Origin of the sequence: Rhizobium sp. CRRU65 (assembly GCF_048551595.1) — a bacterium.
Lineage (GTDB): Bacteria > Pseudomonadota > Alphaproteobacteria > Rhizobiales > Rhizobiaceae > Rhizobium > Rhizobium leguminosarum_J.
The window spans coordinates 305,521-321,004 of the sequence record NZ_JBLYZH010000002.1 but is presented as its reverse complement, the minus strand read 5'-3'; the positions used below and the strand labels follow the sequence as shown (position 1 = coordinate 321,004).

The 15,484-nt window shown below is 63.7% G+C and carries 15 protein-coding genes and 1 riboswitch; of the genes, 11 read left to right on the top strand and 4 right to left on the bottom strand.

What is annotated here, in order from left to right; genetic code table 11:
• Positions 1 to 64: 64 nt before the first annotated feature.
• The 4 genes from ACM5SV_RS04760 to ACM5SV_RS04745 form a co-directional block, all read right to left on the bottom strand.
• Positions 65 to 577, bottom strand: coding sequence for a RidA family protein (locus ACM5SV_RS04760; RefSeq protein WP_017996429.1), 513 nt, complete (start codon positions 575 to 577; stop codon positions 65 to 67).
• A gap of 50 nt (positions 578 to 627) precedes the next feature.
• The gene (locus ACM5SV_RS04755; RefSeq protein WP_017996430.1) at positions 628 to 1,497 is read right to left on the bottom strand and encodes an ABC transporter permease; all 870 of its coding nucleotides are present in this window, start codon (positions 1,495 to 1,497) and stop codon (positions 628 to 630) included.
• Positions 1,497 to 2,438 (bottom strand): ABC transporter permease, encoded by a 942-nt coding sequence (locus ACM5SV_RS04750; RefSeq protein ID WP_026157605.1) that lies wholly within the window; start codon positions 2,436 to 2,438, stop codon positions 1,497 to 1,499. Before ACM5SV_RS04750 ends, ACM5SV_RS04755 begins: the two co-directional genes overlap by 1 nt.
• Before the next feature lie 80 nt (positions 2,439 to 2,518).
• Complete coding sequence (locus ACM5SV_RS04745; protein ID WP_026157606.1) at positions 2,519 to 4,045, bottom strand: ABC transporter substrate-binding protein; 1,527 nt, start codon at positions 4,043 to 4,045, stop codon at positions 2,519 to 2,521.
• Positions 4,046 to 4,273: 228 nt separating this feature from the next.
• On the opposite strand from ACM5SV_RS04745, the gene ACM5SV_RS04740 reads away from it, so the two are divergent.
• The 11 genes from ACM5SV_RS04740 to thiD all read left to right on the top strand — a co-directional run bounded on the left by ACM5SV_RS04740 (position 4,274) and on the right by thiD (position 15,436).
• Positions 4,274 to 4,858, top strand: a complete 585-nt coding sequence (locus ACM5SV_RS04740) for a DUF1349 domain-containing protein (RefSeq protein WP_017996433.1) — start codon at positions 4,274 to 4,276, stop codon at positions 4,856 to 4,858.
• A 224-nt stretch (positions 4,859 to 5,082) separates the two neighbouring features.
• Positions 5,083 to 6,216 (top strand): transporter substrate-binding protein, encoded by a 1,134-nt coding sequence (locus ACM5SV_RS04735; RefSeq protein ID WP_017996434.1) that lies wholly within the window; start codon positions 5,083 to 5,085, stop codon positions 6,214 to 6,216.
• Positions 6,213 to 6,794: an ANTAR domain-containing response regulator gene (locus tag ACM5SV_RS04730; protein ID WP_017996435.1), complete on the top strand. Its 582-nt coding sequence runs from the start codon at positions 6,213 to 6,215 to the stop codon at positions 6,792 to 6,794. The genes ACM5SV_RS04735 and ACM5SV_RS04730 overlap by 4 nt, the downstream gene beginning before the upstream one ends.
• Complete coding sequence (locus tag ACM5SV_RS04725; RefSeq protein ID WP_017996436.1) at positions 6,794 to 7,642, top strand: ABC transporter permease; 849 nt, start codon at positions 6,794 to 6,796, stop codon at positions 7,640 to 7,642. The genes ACM5SV_RS04730 and ACM5SV_RS04725 overlap by 1 nt, the downstream gene beginning before the upstream one ends.
• On the top strand, positions 7,642 to 8,562 hold the full coding sequence (locus tag ACM5SV_RS04720; RefSeq protein WP_017996437.1) for an ABC transporter permease: 921 nt from the start codon (positions 7,642 to 7,644) through the stop codon (positions 8,560 to 8,562). Before ACM5SV_RS04725 ends, ACM5SV_RS04720 begins: the two co-directional genes overlap by 1 nt.
• 25 nt (positions 8,563 to 8,587) lie before the next feature.
• Complete coding sequence (locus tag ACM5SV_RS04715; RefSeq protein ID WP_017996438.1) at positions 8,588 to 10,207, top strand: ABC transporter substrate-binding protein; 1,620 nt, start codon at positions 8,588 to 8,590, stop codon at positions 10,205 to 10,207.
• Positions 10,208 to 10,274: 67 nt separating this feature from the next.
• On the top strand, positions 10,275 to 11,219 hold the full coding sequence (locus ACM5SV_RS04710; RefSeq protein ID WP_017996439.1) for an acetamidase/formamidase family protein: 945 nt from the start codon (positions 10,275 to 10,277) through the stop codon (positions 11,217 to 11,219).
• Complete coding sequence (locus ACM5SV_RS04705) at positions 11,216 to 12,904, top strand: ABC transporter ATP-binding protein (protein ID WP_017996440.1); 1,689 nt, start codon at positions 11,216 to 11,218, stop codon at positions 12,902 to 12,904. The genes ACM5SV_RS04710 and ACM5SV_RS04705 overlap by 4 nt, the downstream gene beginning before the upstream one ends.
• 143 nt (positions 12,905 to 13,047) lie before the next feature.
• Positions 13,048 to 13,144, top strand: a riboswitch (TPP riboswitch).
• A gap of 50 nt (positions 13,145 to 13,194) precedes the next feature.
• Positions 13,195 to 13,998 (top strand): hydroxyethylthiazole kinase, encoded by an 804-nt coding sequence (gene thiM / locus ACM5SV_RS04700; protein WP_017996441.1) that lies wholly within the window; start codon positions 13,195 to 13,197, stop codon positions 13,996 to 13,998.
• Entirely contained in the window at positions 13,995 to 14,630 is a 636-nt protein-coding gene (thiE, locus tag ACM5SV_RS04695) for a thiamine phosphate synthase (RefSeq protein WP_017996442.1), read from the top strand. Before thiM ends, thiE begins: the two co-directional genes overlap by 4 nt.
• On the top strand, positions 14,627 to 15,436 hold the full coding sequence (gene thiD, locus ACM5SV_RS04690; RefSeq protein WP_017996443.1) for a bifunctional hydroxymethylpyrimidine kinase/phosphomethylpyrimidine kinase: 810 nt from the start codon (positions 14,627 to 14,629) through the stop codon (positions 15,434 to 15,436). Before thiE ends, thiD begins: the two co-directional genes overlap by 4 nt.
• Positions 15,437 to 15,484: the final 48 nt, after the last annotated feature.

The window sequence follows — 15,484 nt, the reverse complement described above, 5'->3', positions numbered from 1 at the left end:
ATCTCCAGGATTCTGGGTCGAAAAACGAAACATGGGGCGGTCGATCAAGTGTGTCGAGTTCCCGTCAGCCGTGCAAGGCGACGATTGCCTCGATCTCGACGGTGATGTTGCCGGGCAGCGAGCCGAAGCCGACGGCCGAGCGGGCATGTTCGCCGGCCGGCCCGAAGACTTCAATCAGCAGATCCGAGCAGCCGTTAATGACGCTCGGATGATCTTCGAACTCAGGCACGGCATTGACCATGCCGAGCAATTTCACCACCCGCTTGACCCGGGCGAGATCGCCAAGCGCATCCTGCATGACGGCAAGCAGGTTGATGCCCGTCAGCCGCGCATGGCCGTAGGCCTCGTCGATACTGACTCCACCGCCGACCTTGCCGGCATGCATGAAACCGTCGGCCTCACGCGGTCCCTGGCCGGAGAGGTAGAGCATATTGCCTTCGATTACGTGCGTGACGAAATTGGCGATCGGCGGCGGCGGCGGCGGCAGCGCAATGCCGAGGGCGGCAAGCCGTTCGTAAGGCGAGTTCTCGACCTTGCCGGCGGCGGTGGGAAACTGATTCACGCAAACTCCTGTCATGCAATTTTCGATTTGGCGAATTTCGATTGGGCCGACGCTTGGTCGGCGGATTAAAGATCCTTGCGCAGTCTTGGATCGAGCATGTCCCTAAGGCCATCGCCGACCATCTGCAGCGACAGCACGGAGAGGATGATGGCGACACCCGGAAACAGCGTCATCCAGTCGGCCTGGCCGATATACTGCCGGCCGGCGGCGATCATCGTTCCCCAGGTCGGGATTTCGGGGCTGACGCCGAGGCCGAGGAAGGACAGGCCGGCTTCGGCAAGCATCGCGCTGGCAAAGAGGAAAGTCGCCTGCACGAGGATCGGCGACAGCAGATTGCGCAGGACATGCCGCGTCATGATATGGAAGGTCGAGATGCCGAGCGCCCTCGCCGCCTCGACATAGGGGAGTTCACGAATGACCAGCGTCGAAGCGCGCACGATCCGGGCAAGGCGTGGCGCATAGACGATCGACAGCGCGATGATCACAGTCGTCAACGACGGCCCGAGGGCGGCGACGAGCGCAATCGCCAGCAGAATATCGGGAAACGCCATCATCGCATCGATCAGCCGGGCGATCGGCGTATCGAGCTTCTGGAAGAAGCCGGCAAGCAGACCGAGCGTCACGCCGATCACGGCTGACAAGGTCACGACCGCAACACCGACGAGCAGCGACAGGCGGCCGGCGAAGATCGTACGCGAAAAGACGTCGCGGCCGAACTCGTCGGTGCCGAAGAAGAACATGCCGCTCGGCGGCTTCAGCCGGTTGACGATGGAAAGCTTCGACGGCGAATAGGGCGCGACAACAGGTGCAAAGACCGCCAGAAGCACGAAGATCGTCAGGATCAGCAGGCCGCAGGCGACCGTCTTGCGTTTCAGCAGGCGCCTGGCGAATTTGCTGCCCTCACCTTCGACGGGCTTGATTGCGATATCGGCCATCAGTAGCGCACCCTCGGATCGATCAACAGATAGAGCATGTCGATCGCAAAATTGATCAGCACGTAGAGAGCGGCGATGACGAGCAGCGCCCCCTGGATGACGGGATAGTCGCGGCGCAGAACCGCGGAGACGACGAGATTGCCGACACCAGGCAGGCCGAACACGGTCTCGGTGACGACGGCGCCTGAAATCAGCACCGCTGCCGTCAGGCCGATCACCGTCAGGATCGGGATCAGCGCATTCTTCAGCGCGTGCTTGAGGATCACCCGTCGCTCGATCAATCCCTTGGCGCGGGCGGTACGGATATAATCGTCGCCGAGCACATCGAGCATCGACGCGCGGGTGAAACGCAGGATCAGCGCCGAGGAGACGATGCCGAGCGCAAAGGCAGGCAGCGTCAGGTGATACATGCGCTCGAAGAAGGTCGAGCCCGGACCGCCATAACCCGAGACCGGGAAGAGATTGAGCCTGACGGCGAAGAACTGCATCAGGATCAGGCCGAGCCAAAAGCTCGGAATGCTGGCGGCAAACATCGCGAGCGTCGTTGCCGTCTGATCGATGAAGGAGCCGCGCCGATAAGCGGCATAGATGCCGATCGGCAGGGCGATGATGCTGGCGATTGCGAGCGAAAACAAAGTCAGGAAGAAGGTCGGCTCGGCCCGGTCGAGCAAGGCCGAGGTGACCGGCATGTTGAGGAAGATCGACTGGCCGAGATCACCTCTCAGCATCTGGCCGATATAATAGACATATTGCAGGCCTAGCGACTGATCGAGGCCGAGGCGAGCCCTGAGGTCGGCAATATCCTGCGGCGTCGCATCCGGCCCGAGCATGACGGCGGCCGGATCTCCCGGGGTCACGCGCACGATGACGAAGACGATCGTGACGACGAGAAACATCACGACGATCATGCCGAACAGGCGCTGGAGGATGTAGCGTATCATGAATACCTGGCAAACCCTTGCAGATGCTACGAAAAAGAAGACCGATACCGACCAGGGATAGCCGGTATCGGTGGCGATGCTTACTTCTTGATCGAAGCATTCCAGAAATACGGCCACGGAGCCGGATCGACGCCTTCGAGCTTGGTCGATTCCGCCGAAACGGCGTTGAAGTCGCCGATCTTCATGAAGGGTGCGTCGGCATAGATCGCCTTCTGAACATCGGCCCAGAGCGCCACGCGCTTCTTCGGATCGACTTCCGAGGTGAAGGCATCGACGGCAGCCTTGCGGGCCGGCGTATCCCACCAGCCCGGCGAGCTGGTCGAGAGCGAGCCGATCAGGGCAGGCTCCGGCAGGAAGGGGCTATGGGTGATGTAGATATCCCAGAGCTTCGGATCGGTGCGGCGCTGCGTCAGCGTCGCCCAGTCCACAACCTGCATATCGACAGTGAAGCCGGCAAGCTTCAGATATTCGGCGGCGACCTGCGCCATCTTATAGTGGAACTCATACTGGCGGCTGGTCAGGATACGGATCGGTTCGCCGTTGTAGCCGGCCTTCTTGGCGGCGGCGGCAGCCCCTTCCGGATCGGCGGCGTTATAGGCGCCCTCGACGCCGGCATCCGTCGACCAGGCAAAGGTCTTTGGATAGATGGCGCCGTCGAGCGCGTAGAAATCCGTGCTGCCGAAAGCCGCGGCCAGCATGTCTTCCATGCTGAGCGCCTGGCGGATCGCCTTTCGGACCTCGACATTCCCAGCAATACCTTCCTTCGTATTGAAGACGAAGACGGGATAACCGAAGGGCTTCAGGATGATCGGCTGCGAGGCGGTGGAGGCCTTCAGCTTGTCGTAGGATTCAACCGGGATCGAGTCGACGTAGTCGTACTGGCCGGAAACGGCAGCCTCGACACGGGTGTTCGGATCCGGCACCGGCACGAAGCGGATCTCATCGAGATACTGGTGGCGGGCGCCGCCATAGCCATCGCTGTCGCCTTCACGTGACTTGTAGCCATCGAAGCGGACAAGCTGGATATACTGGTCGGCCTTGCGCTCCTTCAGCATGTAGGGACCGGTGCCGATGAAGTCCTTCATCGGCTCGTCCTGCTTCTCGGATGGGATGATGATGGCGGCCGAATTGTTGAAGGCGAGCAGCGAGGTCAGCGGCGCATAGGGCTGCTTCAGCGTGATCGTGACGGTTGCCGGATCGACGGCGGTGACCTTATCGATGAAGCCGGCCACCTGCTTGCCGCGCGAGGCGATCTTCATCCAGCGGCCAAGCGAGGCGACGACATCTTCCGAGGTCATATCGGTATTGTCGTGGAACTTGATGCCGGTCCTGAGCTTGATCGTATAGGTTTTGCCGTCGGCGCTGATCTCTGGCAGGCTTTCGGCGAGAAGCGGCGTAACGTTCCAGCTCTTGTCGAAGGTGTAGAGCGTTTCGAAAATGTGCTGCGTGACGATGCCGACCAGATCGGCCGTCGACGACATCGGATCGAGCGTCGGCGGCTCGCCGATCGTCGCGACATTGATGACGCCGCCTTTTTCCTGGGCAAGAAGTGTCGAAGGCAGGGCGACGAGCGCAGTGCCAAGAAGGAATGCGACCAGTGTTTTCATGTGAGGTCTCCCGTTTAGTTCCACAATTATGTAACTCATCTTTTTGTAACAGAATAGGAGATGGATCGATCCTGTCAAGCACGAGCGACGGATTATGCCCTCGGCGGATATCGGGACGCCGGAAAAACACACAATCTTCGGCTGCGCCAGCCTGCAACAAGACCGGGCATTATGCCAAGATGAGCCAATCGCCCTGCGGTGAGACTTTCAACGGAACGGGAGAACAGGATGAGCATCGATTTCAACGACGGCAAATGGCTGAACGAGCCGGCTCAATGGCAGGCGACCGACGCCGGCCTCACCCTGACGACCGACGAAAAAACCGATTTCTGGCGGGAGACCCATTACGGCTTCACCCGCGACAGCGGCCATTTCCTCGCCTTTCCCACGGCCGACGGCTTCACTGCGCAAATCCGCGTTCAGGGCGAATTCCGCACGCTCTACGACCAGGCAGGCCTGATGGTGCGCATCGACGAAAAACGCTGGGTGAAGACGGGCGTCGAGTTCACCGACGGCGAACCCTTCCTCAGCACCGTCGTCACCGATGGCAGGTCCGACTGGTCCGTGGCCCAGCCTTTCAAGGAACTCGAGGATTTCTATATCCGCGTCACCGTCGCCAATGGCGCGATGCGCATCCAGGCTTCGCGCGATGGCAGTTTCTGGCCGCTGCTGCGGCTCGCCCCCTTCCCGGCTGCCGATCACTACGAGGTCGGACCCACGGCCTGCACGCCGGAGCGCAGCGGATTGGCAGTCCGCTTTTGCGAATTCTCGATTGGGCCGGCGACTGCCAAGGATCTGCATGATTTGAGCTAGAAGAGCGTTCTTTGCGGCTCTACCGAGAGAACAAGATCAAATGACCGCGAGTGCAGCGCAGCACACTTGACAAAGACAAGCTGCCTGTATTTTACTCAAGCCTGCGGATTAGGCAAAAGGCCTGCCGCATTGACATGACTCCGATAGTCTCTGGGCAGTTTCGCCCCATGACGCCTCATCGCTCGATGGGACCAGCGTCGTGGGGTTTTTGATGTGGTCACCTCATGAATGACGCGCTGAAAATCGGCATCCTCTATTCGACCACCGGGCCTTACGGCTCGATGGGCCGCGACGCGCGCGACGGCGCCGATTTCGCGATGGCCGAATATGCTGGCGTCGAAGGGCTGGCGATCGAACCCGTCTTCTTCGATCCGCATGCCGATCTTGCCGCCTATCTCGATGGCGCGCGCCATCTTCTGCGCGCCGGCTGCCGCCATATCGTCGGAACGATCACCTCTGCGGCACGCAAGGAAGTCATCCCGCTCGTCGAGAAACATGACGGCCTGCTCTGGTACATGTGCCCCTATGAAGGTTTCGAGGCCAACGAGAACGTCATCTATGTCGGCGGCTGCCCGAACCAGCATCTGCTGCCGCTTTTCGAGCACCTGATCCCGCGTTTCGGCGCAAGGCCCTATCTCGTCGGCGCCAACTATGTCTGGGGCTGGGAGATGAACCGGCTCGCCCGCGAACTGATTACCAATGCCGGCGGCGAAATACTTGGCGAACGCTATCTTCCGCTTGAGGAGACCGCCGTCGAGCGCATTGTCGCCGAGATCGCACAACGCCGCCCGAGCTTCATCCTCAACAATCTGATCGGCCCCTCGAGCTACGCCTTCCTGGAGGCGATCAAGGCCCTCGGTGATCGCGACCCGGCCTTCCGCGCGGAAAACTGCCCGGTCGTGAGCTGCGACCTGATGGAATGCGAGCTCGACGATATCGCCGCCGGCGCTGCTGCCGGCCAGCTTTGCGCCGCTTCCTATTTCGACAGTATCACGACCCCCGAAAATGCCGCCTTCAAGGCCCGTGTCACCGAGCGTCACGGCGCCGAGCGTCGTGTCTCCAGCGTCTTTGCCAGCGCCTATACGGCCGTCCGGCTCTGCGTCGACGCGATCGTCGCTGCCGGCGGTGACGAGCCCGACGCCGTCCGGCGCGAGCTCTACAATAGATCCTGGCCGACCCTGTTCGGCGCGCTTTCGATCGACCGGGAGACCAATCATGCCGCCCTGCCCTTCCATCTCGGCCGGATCAACGCCGACAACGGCTTCGATGTCGTCGCCTCACGGCCGCCGCTCGCCGCCGACCCCTATCTGACCGGCCGCAACCGCCAGGCCTTTCCACGGCTAAGGGTGGTGTCATGAGAGAGACACCCAATTTCACCGGCTGGCAGGCGATGGTCCTGCATCGCGAGGACGGCAACACCGAAAAGCTGATCCGCCAGCTTCGCCTGCTCGGCATCCATGCAACGCTGCAATGGGCGCCGCTCTCGGCTGCGGCACTGCCCGATCTCGTCATCGTCGATGCCGACCAGGGTTGGGACGATCTGCTGCCCTGGAACGGCGAAACGCCTGCTTGCCCCGTCGTCGCCTTGCTTGGTTCGGAAGCCCCCGGCCGCATCGCCTGGGCACTCGGACAGGGTGCCGGCGCGATCATCGCCAAGCCGATCGCCACATCGGCCGTCTATCCAGCGCTTGTCATGGCCGTCTCCATTCATCAGGAGCGCAAGGCGACGGCGGAAAAACTGCAATATCTTGAAGAGCGCGTCCGGCTGCGGCCGCTCGTTCATGCCGCCGTCGAAAAGCTTCAGGCCGCACACGGCATCGACGAGGAGAGCGCTTACGCAATCCTGCGCAATTGCGCCATGCGCCGCCGCCTGCCGATGGAGCAGATATCAGCCTTCATCCTGGCGGGTGCCGAACCCCTGCCGGAGGCCGGCTGATGCATGTCTTGAAACAGATGATCCGCCAGCCGACGGCTCTCTTCGGCCTGATCGTCGTCACGCTCGTCATCGGGCTCGCGATTGCTGCGCCGTGGATCGCGCCGTTCAGTCCAGACGAGCAGATGTTTGACGGCCTGTCGCTCGAAGGCGCGCCGCTACCGCCGGGCGGGCCCTATCTGCTGGGCACCGACACGCTCGGCCGCGACCTCTTCTCGCGCCTGCTTTTCGGCGCCCGCACCTCGCTGATCATTGGCCTTGTCGCCAACGGCATCGCGGTGGCGATCGGCCTCTTCGTCGGCATCGTCGCCGGTTATCTCCGCGGACTGCCGGGCAACATCCTGATGCGCTTCACCGATCTGATGATGGCCTTTCCGGCGCTGCTGCTCGCCATCGTGCTCGCCGCATTGCTGAAGCCGAGTCTCTGGATCGTCGCCATGGTGATCGCGCTGGTCAACTGGGTGCAGGTCGCCCGCATCGTCTATACCGAGACTCGCGGCCTGGTGGAGCGCGATTTCATCATGGCCGAGCGCTCGCTCGGCGCCGGCCATATGCGCGTGCTCTTCATGCATATCCTGCCGCATCTTGTGCCGACGGCAATCGTCTGGGGCACGCTCGGCATCGCCACCACCGTGCTGCTCGAGGCCACACTCTCCTTCCTCGGCGTCGGCGTCCAGCCACCGCAGCCCTCCTGGGGCAATATCATCTTCGAGAGCCAGAGCTATTTCCAGGCCGCCCCCTGGCTGGTCTTCATTCCGGGCGCGATCATCCTTCTGACGGCGCTTTCCTTCAATCTGGTCGGCGACGCGCTGCGCGACATTCTCGACCCGACCCAGCGCGGGAGGGGCTGATGGCGTCACTCATGCTCCGCAGGCTGGCGCAGGCGGCTCTAATCCTGCTCGGTGTCGCGGCGATCACCTTCGTGCTGCTCTACGCCCTTCCGGCCGACCCGGCCCGCATGATCGCCGGCCGCAGCGCCACGGCCCAGACGGTCGCCAACATCCGCCATGAGCTCGGCCTCGACCAGCCGCTGCTGGTCCAGTTCGGCACCTATCTCGGCAATCTGCTGCATGGCAATCTCGGCCGCTCCTATGCGCAGAAAACCGATGTCTGGACGCTGATTGCCGCGCGACTGCCGGCAACACTGACGCTGATGCTTGCCGGCATCTTCGTCGAGGTGGTGCTTGGCCTGACGCTCGGCACCATCGCCGCCGTGCGCCGCGGCGGCTTCATCGACCGGCTGGTGATGATGGCCTCCTTTGTCGGCACCTCCGCACCGCAATTCCTCGTCGCCCTGCTGCTGCTCTATCTGCTGGCGGCAACGCTCGGCTGGTTTCCGATGAGTGGCTACGGCAGCTTCTCGCATCTCGTCCTGCCTGCTGTCACACTCGGCATCTGCGGCGCCGGCTGGTACGCCCGCATGGTGCGCTCGTCGATGATCGACGTGCTGAACCAGGATTATGTCCGCACGGCGCGCGCCAAGGGCCTTTCCTCGAGACGCGTCATCCTGCGCCACGCACTGCCCAACGCCGTACTGCCGATCATCGCCATGATCGGCATCGATATCGGTCAGTTCATGGGCGGCGTGGTCGTGGTCGAGGCGGTCTATGGCTGGCCCGGCATCGGCCAGCTCGCCTGGCAGGCGATCCAGCAGGTCGACATCCCGATCATCATGGGCGTCACGCTGACCTCGGCACTTGCCATCATCATCGGCAATCTGCTTGCCGACCTCGTCGCGCCGGTCATCGATCCGCGCATCCGCACACGCTGACAGCAACCAAAGAAGGGGAACCAAGATGTTCAAACGCTGGCTGCAACAGACGACCATGGCAACGATGGTGGCGCTCGCTCCATTGTCCGTCATGGCTGATGAAACGCCCAAGCAGGGCGGCGATATCGTCGTCACCTACAAGGACGACATCACCACGCTCGACCCGGCGATCGGCTACGACTGGGTCAACTGGTCGATGATCAAGAGCCTCTATTCCCGCCTGATGGACTATACGCCCGGCACGCCGAACCCAGTTCCCTCGCTTGCCGAAAGCTTCACCGTTTCGCCCGACGGCTTGACCTATACCTTCAAGCTGCACAAGGGCGTGAAGTTCTCGAACGGCCGCGAGGTGGTCGCCTCCGACGTGAAATATTCGATCGAACGCGCCGTCGACCCGAAGACGCAAGGCCCCGGCGCCGGCTTCTTCGGCGCGATCAAGGGCTTCGAGGATGAAACCGGCGGCAAGACGACGACGCTCTCCGGCATCGATACGCCTGACGATAGCACCGTCATCTTCAACCTCTCGCGCCCAGACGCCACCTTCCTGCACGTGCTTGCCATCAACTTCGCCTCGGTCGTGCCGAAGGAAGCCGTCGAGGCGGCCGCCGGCGACTTCGGCAAGAAGCCGGTCGGCTCCGGCACCTTCATCCTGAAGGACTGGACGATCGGCCAGCAGCTCGTTTTCGAGCGCAACAAGGATTATTTCGTCAAGGGGGTTCCCTATATCGACAGCTTCAAGGTCGAGGTCGGCCAGGAGCCGCTGGTGGCGCTCTTGCGCCTGCAGAAGGGCGAGGTCGATATTGCCGGCGACGGCATTCCGCCGGCAAAGTTCCTCGAAATCAAGAATTCGGCCGAAGGCGCACAGATGATCGTCGACGGCGAACAGCTGCACACCGGCTACATCACACTGAACACCAAGGTGAAGCCTTTCGACAACGTCAAGGTTCGCCAGGCCCTGAACATGGCGATCAACAAGGACCGCATCACCCGCATCCTCAACGGCCGCGCAACGCCTGCCAACCAGCCGCTGCCGCCGCTGATGCCGGGCTACGACAAGGCCTTCACCGGCTATGCCTATGACGTGGCGAAGGCCAAGGCGCTGCTTGCCGAAGCCGGCTATCCCGACGGCTTCGAGACCGTGCTTTACTCCACCAACACCGATCCGCAGCCGCGTATCGCCCAGGCAATCCAGCAGGACCTGGCCGCCGTCGGCGTCAAGGCCGAAGTCCGGGCGCTCGCCCAGGCAAACGTCATCTCGGCCGGCGGCACGGAAGGCGAAGCGCCGATGATCTGGTCGGGCGGCATGGCCTGGATCGCCGACTTCCCGGATCCGTCCAACTTCTATGGCCCGATCCTCGGCTGCGCCGGCGCGGTTCCGGGCGGCTGGAACTGGTCATGGTATTGCAACGGCGATCTCGACAAGCGCGCCGTTGCCGCCGACTCCATGTCCGATCCGGCAAAGGCAGCCGAGCGCACCGCCGCCTGGGGCAAGATCTTCACCGACATCATGGCCGATGCGCCGTGGATTCCCGTCATCAACGAACGCCGCGTCGTCGCCAAGTCGCTGCGCATGGGCGGTGCTGACAATATCTACATCGATCCGACCCGCGTCATCAATTACGACGCGATCTACGTCAAGCAATAAGCCCTGAAGAAACAAAGCCTTCCCGGTCCCGGCCGGGAAGGCGTCATAAAATCGAGGGAGACATGACATGTGCATCGCCTGCACCCACACGATCCACCGCGCCCAGCATAATTTCGGCTGGAACAAGGATTTCACCCCCGCCGTCGTCGCCAAGCCCGGCGAGACGATCCACTTCGATTGCATGGATTCATCGGGTGGCCAGCTCGGAAGCGACGCGACGCTCGAAACGCTGAACGCGCTCGATTTCGGCAAGATCAACCCGGTCTCCGGCCCGGTCTATATCGAAGGCGCCAAACCCGGCGATGCGGTGAAGGTGACGCTACGCAAATTCATTCCGTCGGGCGTCGGTTGGACGGCCAATATTCCAGGCTTCGGCCTGCTTGCCGACCAATTCAAGGATCCGGCGCTGCACGTCTGGTCTTATGACGCCAACAGCATGGTGCCCGCTCTTTATGGTCCGGGCGGCCGCGTGCCGCTGAAGCCCTTTGCCGGCACGATCGGCGTCGCCCCCGCCGAGCCCGGCACCCACTCCGTCGTTCCCCCACGTCGCGTCGGCGGCAACATGGACATCCGCGACCTGACGGCGGGGGTGACGCTCTACCTGCCCGTCGAGGTCGACGGCGCGCTGTTTTCGATAGGCGACACCCATGCCGCGCAGGGCGATGGCGAAGTCTGCGGCACGGCGATCGAAAGCCAGATGAACGTCGAAGCGACGATCGAGCTCGTCAAGGACGCCAAGCTGCAGACGCCGCGCTTCACCACGACCGAACCGGTGACCCGCCATCTCGACGGCGCCGGTTACGAGGTCACGACAGGCATCGGCCCTGACCTGATGACCGGGGCGCGCGAAAGCGTCATGCGCATGATCGATCTTCTCGGCGCCGAACACGGCATGAGCGCCGTCGATGCCTATCTGCTCTGCTCCGTCTGCGGCGATCTGCGCATCAGCGAGATCGTCGACCAGCCGAACTGGGTGGTTTCCTTCTACTTCCCGAGGATCGTGTTCTCGTGAACGAAGCCATGCCCGCCGCGGCACCGGTGCTCAGCCTTCGCAATCTGAGCGTTGATGCCCGCACCCCCGAAGGCCGCAAGCCGGTGCTCGAGGATGTCAGCTTCGAGCTTGCAAGCGGCGAAACGCTCTGCATCGCCGGCGAATCCGGCTCGGGGAAGTCGGTCACCTCGCTGTCGATCATGGGGCTCTTGCCGAAAGCCTCGCTGCGGGTCGCCTCCGGCAGCGTGCTGCTTGGCGAGCGCGACCTGCTCACGCTTTCCGACCGGGCGATGCGCAGCGTGCGCGGTGGCGATATCGCCATGGTGTTCCAGGAGCCGATGACCTCGCTCAACCCGGTCATGTCGGTCGGCAACCAGCTGACCGAGGCAATCCGCGCGCACCAGGGCAGCAACAATGCTGAGGCGGTGGCGCTGAAGATGCTCGATGCAGTGCAGATCACCGAGCCGGCCCGGCGGCTGAAGCAATATCCGCACGAGCTGTCCGGCGGCATGCGCCAACGGGTGATGATCGCCATGGCGCTCTCCTGCCGGCCGAAGGTGCTGATCGCCGACGAGCCGACGACGGCACTCGACGTCACCGTGCAGGCGCAGATCCTCAGACTGATGCGCGAGTTGAAGCGCGAATTCGGCGCCTCGATCATCCTGATCACCCATGACATGGGCGTCGTCGCCGAAATGGCCGACCGCGTCGTCATCATGCAGAATGGCAGGATCGTCGAGCAGGGAACGGCGCTCGCCATCTTCCAACGACCGAAGGAGGCCTATACCCAGCAATTGCTCGCCGCCGTCCCGCGGCTCGGCGCGCTTGCCGGCACCGACCGTCCGCCGCGCATCACGCAGCGCGCCGTCGAGACGCTGCATCCGGACCGCACGCCGGTTCTGAACGTGCGCGACCTCACCGTCACCTATGGCAGTGCCGCAAGCCGGTTTTTCAAGGGCAAGCCGCCGGTTGCAGCCGTCGAAGGCGTTTCCATCGATATCCTGCCGGGCGAAACGCTCGGCCTCGTCGGCGAAAGCGGCTCCGGCAAATCGACGACGGGCAAGGCCGTGCTCGGTCTCATCCCCTTCAAGGGCAATGTCCTGATCGACGGCCGCAATATCGCCGGCCTCAGCCAGCGCGAGATGCGGCCCGTGCGCCGCTCGGCGCAGATGATCTTCCAGGATCCCTATGCCTCGCTCGATCCGCGCATGGCCGTCGGCAAGGCGATCGGCGAACCGATGCTCATCCACGGCATCGGCAACCACAGCGAACGGCAGGACCGCGTCGCCGAACTGCTGCGGCGGGTCGGCCTGACACCCGATGCGGCGACGCGCTATCCGCACGAATTCTCAGGCGGCCAGCGCCAGCGCATCTGTATTGCCCGGGCCCTGGCACTGGAGCCGAAGCTGATCGTCGCCGACGAGAGCGTCGCAGCGCTTGACGTCTCGGTCCGCGCCCGGGTGCTCGACCTGCTGCTCGAACTGCAGGAGACGATGGGGCTCGCCTATCTCTTCATCTCCCACGACATGGCGGTGGTCGAGCGCATGTCGCACAACGTCGCCGTCATGCGCGCCGGCCGCATCATCGAAACCGGCACACGGCGGGATATCTTCGAAAACCCGAGAGATGACTACACCCGCGCGCTGATCGCCGCGGTTCCGATCCCCGATCCGGAGGTCTATCGCGGCAAGGAAGCGCATGCGTGATTGAAGGTTTGAGACTGACTAAAATGTCGACGAGGAGCGCCTCGTCGGCTGACCGCGTTTCGTAAAAGAGACGCGCGCCGCGTCGGTCGCAGGATTGTCATTTTCGGGGTGACATCAGCCCCGTTCTCTGCGAAAAAGAGCGCGATGAGAGACAGGGGCGCCCGTCGACAGACGGGCTGAGAAGCACCCTTCGAACCTGAACCGGATAATGCCGGCGGAGGGAGTCGCTCGGGGTCGCGGCATCGCCCGCACGAACCGCCCCGTGCCCGCCCCCGCCTGAAAGGGGCCATATGCAGACCAAGACCACACCCGGAGCGATGCTGAAGGCGATGCGCGAGAAGCCGCCGCTCGTTCAGTGCATCACCAATTACGTCGCCATGAACATTGCCGCAAATGTTCTGCTTGCATCAGGCGCCTCGCCCGCCATGGTGCATGCCGCTGAAGAAGCCGGCGAGTTCGCCGGGATCGCCAGTGCGCTGACCATCAATATCGGCACGCTGTCGACGCAATGGATCGACGGCATGCAGGCAGCGGCGAAGGCGGCGACATCCGCCGGCAAACCCTGGGTGCTCGATCCGGTCGCGCATTATGCGACGGCTTTCCGCCGTAACGCCGTCGCCGACCTCCTGGCGCTGCGTCCGACCATCATCCGCGGCAACGCTTCCGAAATTATAGCGCTGGCCGGCGGAGAGAGCCGCGGCCAGGGCGTCGACAGCCGCGACCCGGTCGAACAGGCGGAAGGTTCGGCGCGATGGCTCGCTGAGCTGCAGCGGGCGGTCGTTGCCGTTACCGGCGCGGTTGATTTCGTCACCGACGGCGAGCGGGCCGTGCGCATCGAAGGCGGATCGGCCTTGATGCCGCAGGTCACAGCGCTCGGCTGCTCGCTCACCTGCCTCGTCGGCGCCTTTGCCGCGACGGCACCTGAGGATATCTTCGGCGCGACGGTTGCGGCACTTGCAACCTTCGCCATCGCCGGCGAGGAGGCCGCACTTGGAGCGGCCGGGCCCGGCTCCTTCTCCTGGCGCTTCCTCGATGCGCTGGCCGCGCTCGACGCCGAAACGCTTGACGCCAGGGCAAGGATATCAGCGGCATGAAGGCTTTCGACCTTTCGCTCTATCTCGTCCTCGACCCCGATCTTTGCGCCGGGATCGGCATGGTCGAAACTGCGCGCCTTGCCATTGCCGGCGGCGCCACCATGGTGCAACTGCGCGTCAAACATGCCGGCACCATCGGGATGATCGAGACCGGCCGCGCCCTGAAACAGGCATTGGATGGAACCGGCGCCCTCCTCATCGTCAACGACGATGTCGAGGCGGCCATCGCCATCGGCGCTGACGGGTTGCATATCGGCCAGGAGGACATGGATGCGATGAGAGCGCGGACGATGATCGGCCCCGACATGATCCTTGGCCTGTCGGTCGAGAGCGAGGCGCTTGCGAACGCGGTCGACCCTGATCTCGTCGACTACACGGGCGTCGGGCCAGTGTTTGCGACGCCGACCAAGGCCGACCACAAGCAGCCGATCGGCTTTGACGGCCTTGCAAGGCTGGTGAAGGCCTCGCCGGTGCCGTCCGTCGCTATCGGCGGGCTCAAGGCGGATCATGTCGCCCAGGTGTTCGCCGCCGGCGCCAGCGGGCTTGCCGTTGTCTCCGCCATCTGCGGCACGCCCGACCCCGAAGCGGCCACGCGCCGCATCGCTGCAGAAATCCGAAAGGCCCGCGCATGATCCGCAACGTTCTCTCGATCGCCGGCTCCGATCCCTCCGGCGGCGCCGGCATCCAGGCGGATCTCAAGGCTTTTTCCGCCCGCGGCGTCTACGGCATGGCGGTGCTGACCGCGCTGACGGCGCAGAACACGCAAGGCGTCAGCGGCGTGCATCTGGTGCCGCCGCAATTCGTCGCCGACCAGATCAATGCCGTCTTTGCCGATGTCCGCGTCGACGCCGTCAAGATCGGCATGATCGCCAATGCTGGCATCGCCGAAGCCGTTGCCGGTGCGCTGACTGACCACCGCGACATTCCGATCGTTATCGACCCGGTCATGATCGCCAAGGGTGGAGCCGCTCTGCTCGCGCCCGAAGCGGTCGACGTACTGACCCGCCGGCTGCTGCCGCTTGCCACGCTGCTGACCCCGAACCTGCCCGAAGCCGCCGCCCTACTGCACCAGCCGGTCGCGACAAACCGGGCGGAGATGGCGGCGCAGGCCGAGCGCTTGCGGGCGCTTGGACCGGCCGCAGTGCTGGTCAAGGGCGGCCATCTCGACAGCGACGAGAGCCCTGACGTGCTTGCCACTGCCGCCGGCCTGCACTGGTTCGAAGCCAGGCGCGTGCCGACCAAGAACACCCATGGCACCGGCTGTACGCTCTCCAGCGCCCTGACGGCCGAGCTCGCCAAGGGCGCCTCGGCGCAAGAGGCCGTCGCCATCGCCAAGGAGTATCTCGCCGGCGCGGTCGCCGCTGCCGGACACCTAAGCGTCGGCTCCGGCCACGGCCCGGTGCAGCATTTTCATGCGCTTTGGGAAGACGGCGAATAGGCGCTCGTTCCACCAATATTCCGCCAATCGACAACGGCCCGGCCTTCC

Bases quoted from the DNA above. Each gene is read 5' to 3' on its own strand.
- ACM5SV_RS04760 (WP_017996429.1), bottom strand. From the start codon at position 577: ATGACAGGAGTTTGCGTGAATCAGTTTCCCACCGCCGCCGGCAAGGTC.
- ACM5SV_RS04755 (WP_017996430.1), bottom strand. From the start codon at position 1,497: ATGGCCGATATCGCAATCAAGCCCGTCGAAGGTGAGGGCAGCAAATTC.
- ACM5SV_RS04750 (WP_026157605.1), bottom strand. From the start codon at position 2,438: ATGATACGCTACATCCTCCAGCGCCTGTTCGGCATGATCGTCGTGATG.
- ACM5SV_RS04745 (WP_026157606.1), bottom strand. From the start codon at position 4,045: ATGAAAACACTGGTCGCATTCCTTCTTGGCACTGCGCTCGTCGCCCTG.
- ACM5SV_RS04740 (WP_017996433.1), top strand. From the start codon at position 4,274: ATGAGCATCGATTTCAACGACGGCAAATGGCTGAACGAGCCGGCTCAA.
- ACM5SV_RS04735 (WP_017996434.1), top strand. From the start codon at position 5,083: ATGAATGACGCGCTGAAAATCGGCATCCTCTATTCGACCACCGGGCCT.
- ACM5SV_RS04730 (WP_017996435.1), top strand. From the start codon at position 6,213: ATGAGAGAGACACCCAATTTCACCGGCTGGCAGGCGATGGTCCTGCAT.
- ACM5SV_RS04725 (WP_017996436.1), top strand. From the start codon at position 6,794: ATGCATGTCTTGAAACAGATGATCCGCCAGCCGACGGCTCTCTTCGGC.
- ACM5SV_RS04720 (WP_017996437.1), top strand. From the start codon at position 7,642: ATGGCGTCACTCATGCTCCGCAGGCTGGCGCAGGCGGCTCTAATCCTG.
- ACM5SV_RS04715 (WP_017996438.1), top strand. From the start codon at position 8,588: ATGTTCAAACGCTGGCTGCAACAGACGACCATGGCAACGATGGTGGCG.
- ACM5SV_RS04710 (WP_017996439.1), top strand. From the start codon at position 10,275: ATGTGCATCGCCTGCACCCACACGATCCACCGCGCCCAGCATAATTTC.
- thiM (WP_017996441.1), top strand. From the start codon at position 13,195: ATGCAGACCAAGACCACACCCGGAGCGATGCTGAAGGCGATGCGCGAG.
- thiE (WP_017996442.1), top strand. From the start codon at position 13,995: ATGAAGGCTTTCGACCTTTCGCTCTATCTCGTCCTCGACCCCGATCTT.
- thiD (WP_017996443.1), top strand. From the start codon at position 14,627: ATGATCCGCAACGTTCTCTCGATCGCCGGCTCCGATCCCTCCGGCGGC.